Origin of the sequence: Silvania hatchlandensis, assembly GCF_025564065.1 — a bacterium.
GTDB classification, from domain to species: Bacteria; Pseudomonadota; Gammaproteobacteria; order Enterobacterales; family Enterobacteriaceae; genus Enterobacter; species Enterobacter hatchlandensis.
In genome coordinates this window covers 64,067-79,748 of record NZ_JAMGZK010000047.1, presented here as the reverse complement: position 1 = coordinate 79,748, position 15,682 = coordinate 64,067, and the positions used below count along the sequence as shown (strand labels likewise).

The 15,682-nt window shown below is 55.9% G+C and carries 17 protein-coding genes; 5 read left to right on the top strand and 12 right to left on the bottom strand.

Features of this window, described 5'->3' with window-relative positions:
* Positions 1–39 precede the first annotated feature (39 nt).
* Positions 40–2,430, bottom strand: a complete 2,391-nt coding sequence (locus tag M8014_RS10510) for a glucose/quinate/shikimate family membrane-bound PQQ-dependent dehydrogenase (RefSeq protein ID WP_271282416.1) — start codon at positions 2,428–2,430, stop codon at positions 40–42.
* A gap of 205 nt (positions 2,431–2,635) precedes the next feature.
* On the opposite strand from M8014_RS10510, the gene hpt reads away from it, so the two are divergent.
* Positions 2,636–3,172, top strand: coding sequence for a hypoxanthine phosphoribosyltransferase (hpt, locus tag M8014_RS10505; RefSeq protein WP_271282415.1), 537 nt, complete (start codon positions 2,636–2,638; stop codon positions 3,170–3,172).
* A gap of 30 nt (positions 3,173–3,202) precedes the next feature.
* On the opposite strand, the gene can is transcribed toward hpt, so the two are convergent.
* Positions 3,203–3,865: a carbonate dehydratase gene (gene can / locus M8014_RS10500; protein WP_271282414.1), complete on the bottom strand. Its 663-nt coding sequence runs from the start codon at positions 3,863–3,865 to the stop codon at positions 3,203–3,205.
* Between the two features lie 109 nt (positions 3,866–3,974).
* Here can and M8014_RS10495 point away from each other — a divergent pair, with 109 nt between their 5' ends.
* The 4 genes from M8014_RS10495 (at position 3,975) to M8014_RS10480 (ending at position 7,524) form a co-directional block, all read left to right on the top strand.
* Positions 3,975–4,901 carry an ABC transporter ATP-binding protein gene (locus tag M8014_RS10495; RefSeq protein WP_271282413.1) on the top strand — a complete coding sequence of 309 codons (927 nt, stop codon included), beginning with the start codon at positions 3,975–3,977 and terminating at the stop codon, positions 4,899–4,901.
* Complete coding sequence (locus M8014_RS10490; RefSeq protein ID WP_271282412.1) at positions 4,898–5,668, top strand: ABC transporter permease; 771 nt, start codon at positions 4,898–4,900, stop codon at positions 5,666–5,668. The genes M8014_RS10495 and M8014_RS10490 overlap by 4 nt, the downstream gene beginning before the upstream one ends.
* A 105-nt stretch (positions 5,669–5,773) precedes the next feature.
* The gene (locus M8014_RS10485) at positions 5,774–6,205 is read left to right on the top strand and encodes a PTS sugar transporter subunit IIA (RefSeq protein ID WP_271282411.1); all 432 of its coding nucleotides are present in this window, start codon (positions 5,774–5,776) and stop codon (positions 6,203–6,205) included.
* Between the two features lie 71 nt (positions 6,206–6,276).
* Positions 6,277–7,524 (top strand): polysaccharide deacetylase family protein, encoded by a 1,248-nt coding sequence (locus M8014_RS10480; RefSeq protein WP_271282410.1) that lies wholly within the window; start codon positions 6,277–6,279, stop codon positions 7,522–7,524.
* Positions 7,525–7,527: 3 nt separating this feature from the next.
* Here the strand turns inward: M8014_RS10480 and panD are convergent, their stop codons facing one another.
* From panD to M8014_RS10430, 10 genes are all read right to left on the bottom strand, one after another.
* Complete coding sequence (panD, locus tag M8014_RS10475; protein WP_271282409.1) at positions 7,528–7,908, bottom strand: aspartate 1-decarboxylase; 381 nt, start codon at positions 7,906–7,908, stop codon at positions 7,528–7,530.
* 60 nt (positions 7,909–7,968) lie between these two features.
* The gene (gene panC, locus M8014_RS10470; protein ID WP_271282408.1) at positions 7,969–8,820 is read right to left on the bottom strand and encodes a pantoate--beta-alanine ligase; all 852 of its coding nucleotides are present in this window, start codon (positions 8,818–8,820) and stop codon (positions 7,969–7,971) included.
* Between the two features lie 11 nt (positions 8,821–8,831).
* Positions 8,832–9,623 (bottom strand): 3-methyl-2-oxobutanoate hydroxymethyltransferase, encoded by a 792-nt coding sequence (gene panB, locus M8014_RS10465; RefSeq protein WP_271282407.1) that lies wholly within the window; start codon positions 9,621–9,623, stop codon positions 8,832–8,834.
* 121 nt (positions 9,624–9,744) lie between these two features.
* Positions 9,745–10,224, bottom strand: a complete 480-nt coding sequence (gene folK, locus M8014_RS10460; protein ID WP_271282406.1) for a 2-amino-4-hydroxy-6-hydroxymethyldihydropteridine diphosphokinase — start codon at positions 10,222–10,224, stop codon at positions 9,745–9,747.
* Complete coding sequence (gene pcnB, locus M8014_RS10455; protein ID WP_271282512.1) at positions 10,221–11,618, bottom strand: polynucleotide adenylyltransferase PcnB; 1,398 nt, start codon at positions 11,616–11,618, stop codon at positions 10,221–10,223. Before pcnB ends, folK begins: the two co-directional genes overlap by 4 nt.
* A 53-nt stretch (positions 11,619–11,671) precedes the next feature.
* Positions 11,672–12,562: a tRNA glutamyl-Q(34) synthetase GluQRS gene (gene gluQRS, locus M8014_RS10450; RefSeq protein ID WP_271282405.1), complete on the bottom strand. Its 891-nt coding sequence runs from the start codon at positions 12,560–12,562 to the stop codon at positions 11,672–11,674.
* A gap of 68 nt (positions 12,563–12,630) precedes the next feature.
* The gene (gene dksA, locus M8014_RS10445; RefSeq protein ID WP_271265957.1) at positions 12,631–13,086 is read right to left on the bottom strand and encodes an RNA polymerase-binding protein DksA; all 456 of its coding nucleotides are present in this window, start codon (positions 13,084–13,086) and stop codon (positions 12,631–12,633) included.
* Between the two features lie 177 nt (positions 13,087–13,263).
* Positions 13,264–13,968: a DNA/RNA nuclease SfsA gene (sfsA, locus tag M8014_RS10440; protein ID WP_271282404.1), complete on the bottom strand. Its 705-nt coding sequence runs from the start codon at positions 13,966–13,968 to the stop codon at positions 13,264–13,266.
* Between the two features lie 13 nt (positions 13,969–13,981).
* A complete protein-coding gene (thpR, locus tag M8014_RS10435; RefSeq protein ID WP_271282403.1) occupies positions 13,982–14,512 on the bottom strand; it encodes an RNA 2',3'-cyclic phosphodiesterase in 531 nt (176 codons plus the stop codon).
* Positions 14,513–14,607: 95 nt separating this feature from the next.
* Positions 14,608–15,675 carry a fimbrial protein gene (locus tag M8014_RS10430; RefSeq protein WP_271282511.1) on the bottom strand — a complete coding sequence of 356 codons (1,068 nt, stop codon included), beginning with the start codon at positions 15,673–15,675 and terminating at the stop codon, positions 14,608–14,610.
* Positions 15,676–15,682 lie beyond the last annotated feature (7 nt).

Here is a 15,682-nt window from a genome sequence, read left to right as displayed (position 1 = left end):
ACGTAGGTCGGGTAAGGCGAAGCCGCCACCCGGCTTTTTTTACTTCACATCATCCGGCAACGCATACGCGACAATATAGTCGCCCATCTTCGTGCCAAACGAACCATGACCGCCCGCTGAGATAACCACGAACTGCTTGCCATTGGCTTCATAGGTCATCGGCGTGGCCTGGCCACCGGCAGGCAGACGGCCCTGCCACAGCTTCTCGCCGTTGCTCATGTTGTACGCGCGCAGATAGTTATCGGCGGTTGCACCAATGAACAGCACGTTACCGGCGGTGGAAATTGGCCCACCCAGCATCGGCATACCCATGTTGAACGGCACCGGGATCGGCATCGGGAACGGCATGCTGTCCTGTGGGGTACCAATACGTTTTTTCCATACCACCTGATTGGTTTTCAGATCCAGCGCGGAAATATAACCCCAGGCAGGCTGTTTACACGGCAGGCCAAACGGTGACAGGAACGGGTTCAGCGTCACGCCAAAGGGTACGCCGTACTGCGGCTGGATACCGGCTTCGGTCCCGCTGCCTTTAGCGTCTTTCGGTTGTTCCATCGGGTTGCCCGGGCCGCGTGGGATCAGCTTCGAGACAAATGGCAGCGCCATTGGGTTGGCAATTGCCACCTGACGGTTTGGATCGACAGAGATACCGCCCCATTCGAACATCCCCAGGTTCCCCGGGAACACCAGCGTGCCCTGCTCGGACGGCGGGGTGAAGATGCCGTCATAGCGCAGCTGATGGAACATCACGCGGCACACCAGCTGGTCGAACATGGTGGCGCCCCACATGTCCGCCCCGGTCAGATCTTTCTTCGGACGGAAGCTCAGGTCCGAGAACGGCTGGGTTTTGGTGACGTAGTCGCCTTTCGCCGCACCCTGCGGTACCGGTTTTTCCGGGGCAGGGACCACCAGCTCGCCGGTACGACGGTCCAGCACAAAGATGTTGCCGGTTTTCGCCGGGGCATACACCACCGGAACCGTTTTACCGTTTACGGTAATGTCCGCCAGCGTTGGCTGGGACGGCATATCCATATCCCACAGATCGTGGTGAACGGTCTGATAGCTCCAGGCCAGTTTCCCGGTGGTCGCGTTCAGCGCCAGTACGGAGCTGGCATAACGCTCCTGCTCTGGCGTGCGGTTACCGCCCCAGATATCCGGCGTGGTCACGCCCATCGGCAGATAGACCAGGTCCAGCTTCGCATCATAGGCGGCTGGTGCCCAGGAGTTTGGCGAGTTAAAGGTGAAGGTGTGCTCGTCCGACGGAATGGCGTTAGGATCTTTCGCGCCAGGATCGAAGGCCCACAGCAGTTTACCGGTATTCACGTCAAAACCGCGGATCACGCCGGAGGTTTCGCGGGTCGAGAAGTTATCGGTAACCGAACCGGCAATCACGATGGTTTTATCGGTGATGATCGGCGGCGAGGTCGGCTCATACAGACCCGGGGTGGTATCCGGCATGTTGGTCTGCAGATTCAGAACGCCTTTGTTGGCGAAGGTTTCGCATAGCTTGCCGGTTTCGGCATTAAGGGCAATCAGTCGACCGTCGTTCACCGGCAGCATGATGCGGCGTGGACAATCGGCAATCACCTCAGGGCTGGCGTTATCGGCACGCGCTTCGTGGTAAGAGACGCCACGGCAGGTCACGTGCTGGAACGAGGTATTGGTATTCAGCTGCGGATCGTAGTGCCATTTCTCTTTCCCGGTCGCCGCATCCAGAGCGAACAGACGCTGGTGGGCGGTACAGAGATAGAGCATGTTGCCCACTTTGATGGGGGTCACTTCGTTGGTCAGTTCACCCGGATCGTTAGGCTGCTTCAGGTCGCCGGTGCGGAACACCCAGGCTTCTTTCAGATTGTGCACGTTATCGGCATTAATCTGCTTCAGCGGGGAGTAGCGTTGACCTTCCTGATTACGACCGTAGGCAGGCCAGTCGGCATCGGCCACCTCAGAAATCGCCGCCGCAGGCGTGGAGTCGGCATTCAACGTGCCTTTCACTTCCTGCGGATCGTTAAAGCCCGCCCAGGTCAGCATCCCGCCGGTGATCAGTAACGCCACCACCAGCGCCGTCACAGCACCGCTGGAAGGCACCATCAGCCGACGCCAGACAAATGGCAGGATTAGCCAGATGCCGAAGAAGACGAGGATATCGCTGCGCGGGGTTAGCGCCCAGAAGTCGAAGCCGACTTCCCACACGCCCCAGATCATGGTGGCCAGCAGCAGGACGGCATAGAGCCACAGGGCCGATTGTTTACTGCGCCATAACAGAACGGTGACGCCGAGCATCACCAGGCCAGCAACCGGGTAATACCAGGAGCCGCCAATGGCGACAAGCCAGGCTCCGCCGATGAGTAAATACAGTCCGCAAAAAGCTGCGAACAGCGCTGTTAACACCACGAGGAGTCGTGAATGTTGTTTTTTTGTTTCCGCCATAAAGACACTCTTTAAGTTTCATTAATTTTTTAGTAGCAATTAAGTATAGGTCTTAACAAGTGTGATCGGAATCACAAATCTGGCTTTTGTGAACTCATGCGCCAGGAGAATCTATTTGCTGGTATACTTCACGGCTTATGCAGCGATGTCGGACGCTGAATTTTCGGCATTGAGATATTTGTTCTAAAATCATACGGTTAGTAAAATGAAACATACTGTTGAAGTGATGATCCCGGAAGCGGAGATCAAAGCGCGTATCGAAGAACTCGGTCGTCAAATTACCGAACACTATAAAGACAGCGGCAGCGAGATGGTGCTGGTGGGTCTGTTACGCGGTTCCTTCATGTTTATGGCCGATCTGTGCCGTGAAGTGCAGGTGTCCCATGAAGTCGATTTTATGACCGCCTCCAGCTACGGCAGCGGTATGTCGACCACCCGTGATGTGAAAATTCTCAAAGATCTGGATGAAGATATTCGCGGCAAAGACGTGTTAATCGTCGAAGACATCATCGACTCCGGTAACACCTTGTCTAAAGTGCGCGAAATCCTGAGCCTGCGTGGACCAAAATCGCTGGCGATTTGTACCCTGCTGGATAAACCGACCCGCCGCGAAGTGAACGTGCCGGTTGAGTTTGTCGGATTCTCGATACCGGACGAGTTCGTGGTGGGCTATGGCATCGACTATGCACAGCGCTATCGCCATCTGCCGTACGTCGGCAAAGTCGTGCTGCTGGACGAGTAAAAGAGAACGCCGGGGTATCCCGGCTTTTGTTTACTTGTGGTTGACGTGTTTCTGCATCAGGTTAGACACACCCTGACGGTAACGCTGCTCCAGCGTTTCGCGGTTGGTGGCGGTCACTTCCAGGTCGCGCAGCAGGCCGTCGTGAATGCCGTAAGCCAGACCGTGAATGGTCACTTTCTGTCCGCGCTTCCAGGCGGACTGCATAATGGTGGAGTGGCCGAGGTTGTACACCTGCTCCATCACGTTCAGTTCACACAGGGTATCCAGACGACGTTCCTGCGGCATCGCGCCCAGCAGTGAGCTATGTTTGAACCAGATATCACGGATGTGCAGCAGCCAGTTGTCGATCAGACCCAGTTCCGGATTCTCAACCGCCGCCTGTACACCACCGCAGCCGTAGTGGCCGCAGATAATGATGTGTTCGACTTCCAGCACATCCACCGCATACTGAACCACAGACAGGCAGTTCAGGTCGGTGTGAATAACCAGGTTGGCAACGTTACGGTGTACAAACAGTTCGCCAGGTTCGAGGCCCGTCAGACGTTCAGCAGGTACGCGGCTGTCGGAGCATCCAATCCATAGAAAGCGTGGTTTCTGCGCCAGAGCCAGTTTCTCAAAAAATCCGGAATCTTCTTCCAGCAGCATCTTTGACCATAGTGCGTTATTGCTGATGAGTGTATCTATGTCATTCATGGAGGGGTAACGACCTGTAACCGAGTGAGTGCGTTGCGCTAATATAGGGCAACTCGATTTTTTTTTAAACCAACACATCGCGTGTCAGAACAATGGGTAAGTCTACTTCATGACAATTGCACTGGAGCTCGAGCAGCTTACAAAAACCTATCCGGGGGGCGTTAAGGCCCTGCGCGGGATAGATCTTAAAGTCGAAGCCGGTGATTTTTATGCGCTTCTGGGGCCTAACGGGGCAGGAAAATCCACCACCATCGGCATTATCAGCTCGCTGGTGAATAAATCCTCCGGTCGGGTGAGCGTGTTTGGCTACGATCTGGAAAAGGATGTAGTCAACGCCAAACGCCAGCTGGGACTGGTACCGCAGGAGTTTAACTTCAATCCGTTTGAGACCGTGCAGCAGATTGTGGTTAACCAGGCGGGTTACTACGGCGTGGAGCGTAAAGAGGCGATTGAGCGCAGCGAAAAGTACCTGAAACAGCTCGATCTGTGGGAAAAACGCAACGAACGTGCGCGTATGTTGTCCGGCGGTATGAAGCGCCGTTTGATGATCGCCCGCGCGCTGATGCATGAGCCAAAACTGCTGATCCTCGATGAGCCTACGGCTGGGGTGGATATCGAACTGCGCCGCTCAATGTGGGGCTTTTTGAAGGATTTAAACGACAAAGGCACCACCATCATTCTCACCACCCACTATCTCGAAGAGGCGGAGATGCTGTGTCGCAACATCGGCATCATTCAGCACGGTGGGCTGGTGGAAAACACCTCGATGAAAAACCTGCTCTCCAAGCTGAAATCGGAAACCTTTATTCTCGATCTGGCGGCCAAAAGCGCCCTGCCGAAGCTGGAAGGCTATCAGTATCGACTGGTGGATACCTCGACGCTGGAAGTGGAAGTGCTGCGCGAGCAGGGGATCAACAGCGTGTTCAGCCAGCTGAGCCAGCAGGGGATTCAGGTCCTGAGTATGCGTAACAAAGCTAACCGACTGGAAGAGCTGTTCGTCTCGCTGGTCCATGAAAAACAAGGAGATCGCGCATGACGCAGCTTTACTGGGTGGCGCTGAAAAGTATCTGGGCCAAAGAGATCAACCGCTTTATGCGCATCTGGATCCAGACCCTGGTGCCGCCGGTGATCACCATGACGCTCTACTTCATTATCTTCGGCAACCTGATTGGCTCGCGGATCGGCGAGATGCACGGCTTCAGCTACATGCAGTTTATCGTGCCGGGCCTGATCATGATGGCGGTGATCACCAACGCCTACGCCAACGTCGCCTCGTCATTCTTTAGCGCCAAGTTCCAGCGCAACATTGAAGAGCTGCTGGTGGCCCCGGTGCCGACGCACGTGATTATCGCCGGCTACGTCGGCGGTGGGGTGGCGCGCGGCCTCTGTGTGGGGGTGCTGGTGACGGCGATTTCGCTGTTCTTTGTGCCGTTCCAGGTACACTCGTGGCTGTTTGTCGGCCTGACGCTGCTGCTGACGGCGGTGCTGTTCTCGCTGGCCGGTCTGCTGAATGCGGTGTTCGCCAAAACCTTTGACGATATCAGCCTGATACCGACCTTCGTCCTGACACCGCTGACCTACCTGGGCGGGGTGTTCTACTCCCTGACGCTGCTGCCGCCGTTCTGGCAGGCGCTGTCGCATCTTAACCCTATCGTCTATATGATCAGCGGCTTCCGCTTTGGCTTCCTCGGGATCAGCGATGTGCCGCTGTTCACCACCGTGGGCGTGCTGTCCGTCTTTATCGTCGGTTTCTATCTGCTGTGCTGGTATCTGATCCAGCGCGGACGCGGATTACGCACCTGATCCACCGGCCCGGCGGCGTTCCGCCCGCCGGGCCGTTTATTGACTACTGTCAGCCTTGTCCCCCCCGCAACCGGTTACACTACTCCCTTCTGAGGAGAGGTGACGATGCTGGGTTGGGTAATTACGTGCCATGATGAACATGCGCAAAAGATGGCGGATCAACTCGCCGTCCGGTTTGGGCCGCTGGTACAGTGCCAGGTGGTGAACTACTGGCGCGGACTCAGCTGCAATATGCTTAGCCGGATGATGTGCGATGCCCAGCATCAGGCCGACAGCGGCAATGGGGTGATCTTTCTGACCGACATCGCCGGGGCCGCACCTTATCGCGCGGCGGCGCTGCTCAGTCACAAGCATGACAATTGCGAAGTGATCTCCGGGATCAGCTATCCGCTGCTGGAGAGCTTGTATCCGCTGCGCGACCTGACCGACAGCGTTGGCTTTCGCAATACCATTGTTGCCCGGGGTGCACCGGATGTCAGCAGCCTGTGGCATCAGCAGCAGAAAAACCCGCCTTTCGTCCTGCACCATCCACTGTAGAAATATTAAACATTGGTATTGCTGTCGCTTTTGTTACAATGGCGACAGTTCACCGTACTGAATAACTCCTTATGTTCTCGCGTATTTGTCTCCTGCTTTTGCTGCTGGTCTCCGGCGGCGCGTCTGCCAGCCTGTTAAGCCAACAAGGGCTCCCGGCCCGCTATATGCAAACCACCGAAAGTGCCGCAATCTGGGCCCAGGTCGGCAACCGGGTTGTGACGGTCGGCAATGTCCGCGCTGGTCAAATCATTGCCGTGGTACCCACCGATGCAGACTACTATGAGTTTCGCTTCGGCTTTGGCACCGGCTTTATCGATAAAGGCCATCTGGAAGAGGTGCAGGGGAAACAGCGCGTCGAGGACAGCCTCGGCGATCTCAACAAGTCGCTCAGCAACCAGAACTTGATCACCTGGAAGGACACCCCGGTCTACACTGCGCCGAATGGCGGCAGCGCCCCCTTTGGCACTCTGGCTGACAACCTGCGTTATCCGATCCTCAGCAAGCTCAAGGATAGGCTCAATCAGACCTGGTATCAGATCCGCATTGGCAACCGGCTGGCCTGGGTAAGCAGCCTCGATGCGCAGGAGGACAACGGCCTGCCGGTGCTGACCTACCACCACATTCTGCGTGATGAAGAGAACACCCGCTTCCGTCATACCTCCACGACCACCAGCGTGCGCGCCTTCAGCAACCAGATGGCCTGGCTGCGCGATCAGGGTTACACCACCCTGACGATGTATCAGCTGGAAGGCTACGTGCGTAACAAGATGAACCTGCCCGCGCGGGCGGTGGTGATCACCTTTGACGACGGCCTGAAGTCGGTCAGCCGCTATGCGTACCCGATCCTAAAAGCCTATGGCTTTAAGGCCACCGCATTTATTATCTCGTCGCGTATTAAAGCGCATCCGCTTGCCTGGAATCCGAGGTCTCTGCAGTTTATGAGCATTTCCGAGCTGAAAGGGATTCAGGACGTGTTTGATGTTCAGTCGCACACCCATTTTCTACATCGGGTCGACAATGCCAGACACCCCATTTTGCTGAGCCGCAGCTACGCGAATATTGTGATGGACTTTAAACATTCGCGCCGGGCATTGTCCCAGTTCAACCCGCATGTACTCTATCTCTCCTATCCTTTTGGCGGATATGACGATGACGCGGTGAAGGCGGCAAACGACGCTGGGTTTCATCTGGCGGTGACGACGGTGAAAGGGAAGGTGAAACCGGGGGATAATCCGTTCTTGCTGAAGCGTCTGTACGTTCTCAGAACGGACTCTTTAGAGGCGATGTCGCGGCTGATCAGCAATCAGCCGCAAGGATAAGGATCAGGCAACCTGGACCGGGATCGCCTTTGCGAGACGTTTCATCTCATTGTCACCTTCAAAGTAGGCCACTTTTGGCTGCCAGCGGCGTGCTTCTTCATCTGACATCATTACGAAGCTGGCGATAATCACGATATCCCCCACGCTGGCACAGTGTGCCGCCGCGCCGTTAACGGAGATGATTTTTGACCCGCGCTCACCCGCGATGGCGTAGGTTGAGAAGCGCTTACCATTATTCACGTTCCAGATATCAATGGCTTCGTTTTCCAGAATACCCGCCGCGTCGAGAAAATCCTGATCGATCGCGCATGAACCTTCATAGTGCAGATCGGCCTGAGTGACTTTCACACGGTGAAGCTTACCTTGCAGCATTTTGCGAATCATTACGTTTACCTTTAATCATCATGCATTAGCCCCTCCCGCAGGAGAGGCCAGGGAAGGGGACTACGCCAGGTCAATCACTTTGTTATCGATGAGACGCGCCTGACCGAGCCATGCGGCCACCAGGATTACGGCACGTTTGCTGGCGTCGGTGTACTCAAGCAGCGTGTCGGCATCACGGATTTGCACGTCATCCGCACGCAGGCCTTTATCGTTAAGCGCCTGTTCAGCAAGGGCGATAATCTCTTCCGCCGTTAACGCCTTTGCCACCAGCTGTTCTGCCATACTATTCATCACTTTGCTTAAACCCGGCGCAATTTTGCGCTGGTCAGCGGTGAGATAGCCATTGCGGGAGCTCAGCGCCAGGCCGTCTTTGGCGCGCACGATCGGCACGCCCACGACCTCGATGTCGTAGCCCATGTCGGCGACCATTTTGCGAATTAACGCCAGCTGCTGGAAATCTTTCTCGCCGAAGCAGGCGATATCAGGCTGAACCAGGTTAAACAGCTTGCTGACGATGGTCGAAACGCCGCGGAAATGACCCGGACGGCTGGCGCCTTCGAGCATGGTGGAGATGCCCGGCACGTCAACGTAGGTAGCCTCTTCAGTGCCTTTCGGGTAAATGTCGGCCGGGGCCGGGGAGAAGACAAAATCGACGTGATGCTTTTTCAGCTTCTCGCAATCTTCCTGTAGGGTGCGCGGGTAGCGCGCCAGATCGTCGGCACGATCAAACTGCATCGGGTTAACGAAAATGCTGACCACCACCACATCGGCACGGGCTTTGGCCTCTTCGACCAGCTTCATGTGGCCGTCGTGCAGGTTGCCCATGGTCGGCACCAGCGCGATACGTTTTCCTTCCTGGCGCAGACGGCGGATATGCTGGCGCAGCAGCGGCAGAGTTTCAATGATTAGCACAACAAGACTCCTTACTGGAAACTGTGTTCTTCACCCGGATAAACGCCGGACTCAACATCGGCAATATACTGCCTGACCGCGCCGCGCATGTCGCCTGCGTCGCTGAGGAAATTCCTGGCAAATTTAGGAATATGACCGCCGGTAATGCCAAACGCATCGTGCATTACCAGGATCTGGCCGTCAGTGACGTTGCCCGCGCCAATGCCGATCACCGGAATGGAGAGCGCCTCGGTGATGCGCTTCGCCAGCACCACCGGCACGCACTCCAGCACCAGCAACTGCGCGCCTGCGGCTTCGATGGCCAGCGCGTCTTCAAACAGGGTTTGCCCCGCATCGCCGCGACCCTGGACTTTGTACCCGCCAAAGATATTGACCGACTGCGGGGTTAATCCCAGATGGCCGCAGACCGGAACCGCGCGGTCAGTAAGCATTTTTACCGTATCGGTAAGCCAGGCGCCGCCTTCCACTTTGACCATATTGGCTCCGGCGCGCATCACGATAGCGGCGTTTTCAAAGGCCTGTTCCGGCGTGGCGTAGGTCATAAAGGGCAGATCGGCGAGCAGCAGGCAGGCCGGTGCACCGCGACGCACCGCGCGGGTGTGATAAGCAATATCTTCTACCGTCACTGGCAGAGTGGAGTCATGTCCCTGGACCGTCATCCCTAACGAGTCGCCGACCAGCATGACGTTAATCCCTTCTTCGGCAAACAGTTTGGCGAAGCTGTAGTCATAGGCGGTAATGGTAGCGAAGCGCTGCTTGTCCTGTTTGCATTTCTGCAAGGTGGAGATGGAGGTTGGTTTCATACTGTTTCCTGATAGCCCAAAGCGAATCTTTGCGCATTTTAACAGTAAGATTCGGGGGAACAATGATTTTAGGTCACCAGCAAACCACAAATGTTTTGCGGTTTATTGTGGAGGGGAAAGACTACCAGCGGGCAGGTTTTTCGGCGTTAAGCTGCTGCAAAACGGCACTGAGCGTTTCGCCATCGGGGAAGGTGAGCTGGGGGGCGATTTCAAACAGCGGCCAGAGCATAAAGCCGCGACGTTTCATGTCGTAATGCGGCACCGTCAGGCGCTCGCTGTGGATCACCTCATCACCGAACAGCATGATGTCTAAATCCAGGGTGCGCGGTCCCCAGCGTTCAGCCTTGCGAACGCGGCCCTGCTGCAGCTCAATGCGCTGGGTATGGTCCAGCAGCGCGTCGGCGCTGAGGATAGTGTCCAGTGCAATGGCGGCGTTGAGGTAGTCGGGCTGATCCTGCGGACCGAGCGGGGGGGTGCGATAGAACGCGGAGAGAGCGACAACGCGGGTCTGCGGGATGTCGCCCATCGCCTGTACGGCAGCGTTGACCTGCTCCAGCGGAGAGGCCAGATTGCTGCCGATGGCGATAAACGCTAACGTCATGCGGCGCCTTCACGACGTGGAGCACGTTTGCGTGGACGACGATGACGGCGACGCGGGGTCGGCTCTTCATCCAGATCGGTCAGCATGTCTTTTTGCGCCGGCGGGGCAGAAACCTGGAACTCACCCCACCACTGCACCAGACGCTGCAGTTCCTGGTCGCTTTCCGCTTCTGCGCGCAGGGCCATCAGATCGTAAGCCGCACGGAATTTTGGATGCTCCATTAACTTCCAGGCACGCTTGCCCTGACGACGGGACATCCGCAGCTGAAGCTGCCAGATATCACGTACCAGCGTGGTAATGCGTTTCGGGATCGCCAGCGAGCGGCAGGCTTCATCCAGCACGTCGTTGGTCGCCAGCGCAAAGGCATCGTGATAGGCCAGACCGCTTTCCTGGGCAATTTTCTGCGCCATTTCCAGCAGCGGATACCAGAACATCGCGGCAAAGAGGAACGCCGGGTTAACGCGCATATCGTTATGAATGCGGTTGTCGGTGTTCTTCAGCACCTGGTCAATGATGCGCTCCATCGCGCTGTCACCCTGTTCGGTGAAGTTACGCGTGATGCTCGGGAACAAGGGCTGGAACAGGCCATATTCGCGCAGGAGCTTGTAGGTTTCAAAACCGTAGCCCGCCTGCAGCAGCTTCAGCGCTTCTTCAAACAGACGTGCCGGCGGCACATCGTTGATCAGCGTCGCCAGGCGCGGGATCGGCTCGGCGGTTTCTGCGCTGATACGCATATCCAGCTTAGCGGCAAAGCGCACGGCGCGCAGCATGCGCACTGGATCTTCACGGTAGCGGGTTTCCGGGGTACCGATCAGGCGGATTAAACCCGCTTTCAGATCCGGCACGCCACCGACGAAATCGCGAACGGTAAAGTCAGCCACGCTGTAATACAGGCTGTTGATAGTGAAATCGCGGCGCTGGGCATCTTCTTCGATAGAGCCAAAGATGTTGTCGCGCAGCAGCATGCCGTTCTGACCCTGCTGAGAGGTGGTACGGTCAGGCGGGTTGCCTTCGTGATGACCACGGAAGGTTGCGACTTCGATGATTTCGGGGCCAAACATGACGTGAGCAAGACGGAAGCGACGACCGACCAGGCGGCAGTTGCGGAATAATTTACGCACCTGCTCAGGCGTGGCGCTGGTGGTCACGTCAAAATCTTTCGGTTTTTGGCCCAGCAGTAAATCACGCACCCCGCCACCCACGAGATAGGCCTCATAGCCGGCTTTATTCAGGCGATAGAGCACCTTCAGGGCGTTTTCACTGATATCTTTGCGGGAAATAGCATGCTGCTCGCGCGGAATAACCGACATCGGGTTTTGAACAATGACGTCATCCGCCATGCTCTCATCGCGGCTCAGCACCTTACGGCAAAAATTAGCGACTCGGGTAAAAATAGTACACCTCGGTAGTGTGTGTTTCAGAATTCAGGACAAAAAATAGCGGCTAATCATAGCTCAGCGAGACGCATTTGAGAATGCTGGATTTTCGGTACGTTATTTAGCGCCCACTGGGCGACCGCTTTTTCCAGTATTTCCTCGGTTCGCAGATCCTGCCACTCATTTGTTACATCCTGGTTTAGAAATTGTAAAGCATTGATAAGCACCGGGCGAGGATCGCCGGTCGGCAATGCCGGGGCATGATTCTGTTTCGAGAGTTTCATCCCTTTTTCATTTACCGCCAGCGGCAGATGAATATAGTCCGGCACCGGCCAGCCAAACAGCTGGTACAACGAAATTTGCCGCACCGTGGGTTCAATCAGATCGGCACCGCGCACAATTTCGCTGATGCCCTGGAAATGATCGTCCACCACCACCGCCAGGTTATACGCAAACAGCCCGTCGCGGCGGTGAATAATAAAATCTTCGCGTGCCAGACGCGCATCGGCGTGGATCTCGCCCAGCAGACGATCGTCAAAGTGGGTCACCGGATGGCGCTGCATCACTCTCACCGCCGCGTTTTCCGGGCCGTGGCGCAGTGTGCGGCAGTGGCCGTCGTAGACGCCGCCGACGCTCTGAATGCGTGACCGGGTGCAGGTGCAGTAATATGAGAGTCCCTGGGCGTGCAGCCAGGCCAGACGTTCACGGTAGGCGTCATGGCGCTGCGACTGCCAGAGCACGTCACCGTCCCACTGAAGGCCGTAATGTTCCAACTGACGCAGGATAGTCTCTGCCGCACCGGGAACTTCACGAGGGGGGTCAATATCTTCGATCCGCACGCGCCAGATACCCTGATGGGCTCGGGCCTGCAGATAGCTGCCGAGGGCGGCGATAAGCGAGCCAAAATGCAGTTCGCCAGAAGGGGATGGCGCGAAGCGCCCAATATAGTCAGTTGGCATCATTACGCAGAGCAGAAAGTAATCAGGCGGGAGAGACTCCCGCCTGTAGTAGCGTTTTGGCAGGGCAGGGATTAACCGGCCATCTGTTTTTCGCGGATTTCTGCCAGCGTTTTGCAGTCAATGCACAGATCGGCTGTCGGACGGGCCTCCAGACGACGAATGCCGATTTCGACACCGCAGGACTCGCAGAAGCCGAAATCTTCGTCTTCGACCTTTTTCAGCGTTTTCTCGATCTTCTTAATCAGCTTGCGTTCGCGGTCACGGTTACGCAGTTCGAGGCTGAATTCTTCTTCCTGAGCGGCACGGTCTACCGGATCCGGGAAGTTAGCAGCTTCGTCCTGCATGTGTGTAACGGTGCGATCGACTTCATCCCTAAGTTGATTACGCCATGCTTCAAGAATTCGCTTAAAGTGCGTCAGCTGGGCGTCGTTCATATACTCTTCGCCCGGCTTCTCTTGATACGGCTCCACCCCAGCGATGGCGAGAATACTCAGGGACGATGCTTTACGGTTTTGCCCTTCTTGCATGTTGCTTCTCCTTAACACGCACTATCGATCCCCGTGTTGGGGGAAAAATCAGGCCGCTATAAATAGCAGATGCTTTTCCGGATGGCAATTATCTATACGTAACACTTGACAAGCCTGTGAGGAAAAGCGTATTTGCGCATACGACCAGAATACTTAATAGTCAATCGCCTACCCCATTTATAACGTAGCGGGGAGAGCGACCTTCAGAGTCATATTATCGGCAGAAAGTTCCGCTTTATACACCAAAACCTCTACCCCCTGCTTTTGTGCCTCATGCAACAGTTGCGCGTACTTAGGGTCAATATGGCGGGCAGGTGAAAATCGTCCAATTGCTGTATGTAACACGGCAAACAATAGCACAGCGCGCTTGCCCGTCGCCGCTACACTGATCAACTCCCGGAGATGCTTTTGCCCTCGCAGCGTGACCGCATCCGGAAAATAGCCGTTATCCCTGTCAGCTAACGTCACTGATTTCACTTCAATATAGCACTCGGGTCGCTGTTCTGCCTGCAACATAAAGTCGATTCTGCTACCTTCCGCACCGTATTTTACTTCGCTTTTTAAGGTGTTGTAGCCGCGCAGCTCCGGAATTAAATCCAGACTAATCGCTTCTTTGACCAGCTGATTGGCCCGCAGTGTATTCACACAAATATATTCTCCGCCGACGGTCTGGGTTATTTCCCAGGTGTGGGGGTATTTGCGCGTCTTATTCAGGGAGGTGGAATACCAGACGGTATCACCCGGTGTGGCACAGCCGGTCATTGCGCCGGTATTCGGGCAGTGCAGGGTCAGGGTGACGCCGTCGGGCGTCACGACGTCGGCCAGAAAGCGTTTATAGCGCTGGATAAGCGTCGCGGGCTGTAAGGGGGGAAGAAACTGCATCGGGAGTCCTTGTTTATTCGCCCAGCGTCCAGCGCTGGAGTGGGGTATAGCGGGTGCGCCCACGCTCAAAAACCGATTCGTACAGCGCAAATTCGTTGACCGCAAACGACCAGTGAAACCCCGGCGGCGGCAAGGCCACCGCGTGGCTGGCGTCACGCAGTAGCGTGATATGGGGATGAAACGGCTGCGGGCTTTGATAGCAGCCGCTGCGCGCAGCCTGCGATCGTAGCATGTTGGCCAACTGCAGTAATCCGCGCGGCGGCTGGCGGGTGCCCAGCCAGACCACGCGCGAGCGCAGCCACTGCCCGGCGTCATCCAGCGTCAGGATAAATCCCGGCTGACGAATACGCCCGGCCTGCGTCGCCAGCGCCTGGCGTTTCTCGTCGCTGACATCGCCTAAAAATGCCAGCGTCAGGTGCAGATTGGCGCCGACGATCGGGCGGCCCGCTTCGGGCGCAAAATGGTCGGCACGCCAGCGCACGATCTGCCGCTGAAGCGGGGCAGGCATTTCAATGGCGAAGAACAGCCGTTTCGACTCAGACATACGGGGTACCCGGTAATGATTTGTGGCGATGCTACCCTGTACGTCGTCCAATGTTAACTCTTAGACCGAATTACTGCCCTGCCTGCTGAGGCTTCTCAGGGATAAATGATATTCAACATTGCTGAGGTATTTAGAGTGCCTTGTGAAGCATCATAGGGCCGCCACGCATAGTAATAAACGGCCATGGGAATGGCGAAACTCCCTGATGCCAGCGCACCTGCCGGCAGATGGTACAGCGCCGTCGCCGATCCCCTTTCCGTGGTCGAGGTAGACATCACCACCGGGGACTGAGGATCGTCACGTTTGATAAGACGCAGACCGATGCCCTTCGCCCCCGAGTTGCTGTTATCCACCAGAACCGTTTCATCAGTAGAGAGGAGGTTATTGCTCGACATGAATACTTCAATCATTCTGTCAGTGGTCCTTAGCGCGGTAATATCCTGGCAGGTAAAGTTAAGCGTAAATGGCGTAAGTCCCGGCTGGCCCTTCGCATGGGTCACTTGCTGAACCCCCATAGACGGTAGCTTTACCGTCAATCCGGCGTTGTTAAATGAGCATGTGGTCGGTTTTGGTGCGTATTTAATGGTCATCGGCTGGCCAAACATATCGAGTGAATCATAGGGCCACTTAAAGCCGTTAAAAAGCCACTGCACGATTTTGACCATCTGATTCACCGGCCAGGTAATGACTTCCCACAACGACATTCCGCTCAAATCGGTCACAAGCAAGACATCCCCAAGCTGGGCTGTATCCCCCGTAATGGCCTGACTATTACCATCGACCAACGTGAAGCGAACCGTAAACGGCGTATTCAGTTCAGAAGCATTGTGGCTCCCTCTATCCCAAATACTCTTTTCCGCGGGCGCATCAATGATTTCAGCACGCACTTTATGCTTATTGTCATTGAACCCCAGAATTGTGGCGTAGTTATTGTCCGTCGAGAGGACTTGGGTATAACCAAATTTACTGTTATCGGTCGAGCAGTTGAAGCTACCCGTATACTGGGTCGTGAATGTTGCGTACCAGGTGGTGTTAGTGGCGTTTATCTTATCTGACAGGTCCACATATAGCGGCGGAGCGTATTCCACCGCACCAGAGGAGCACGTGGCATAGCTCGCGCTGCTGAAACAGGCAAGAATAAAAAGAAAAATCCATCTTATCATCATGATT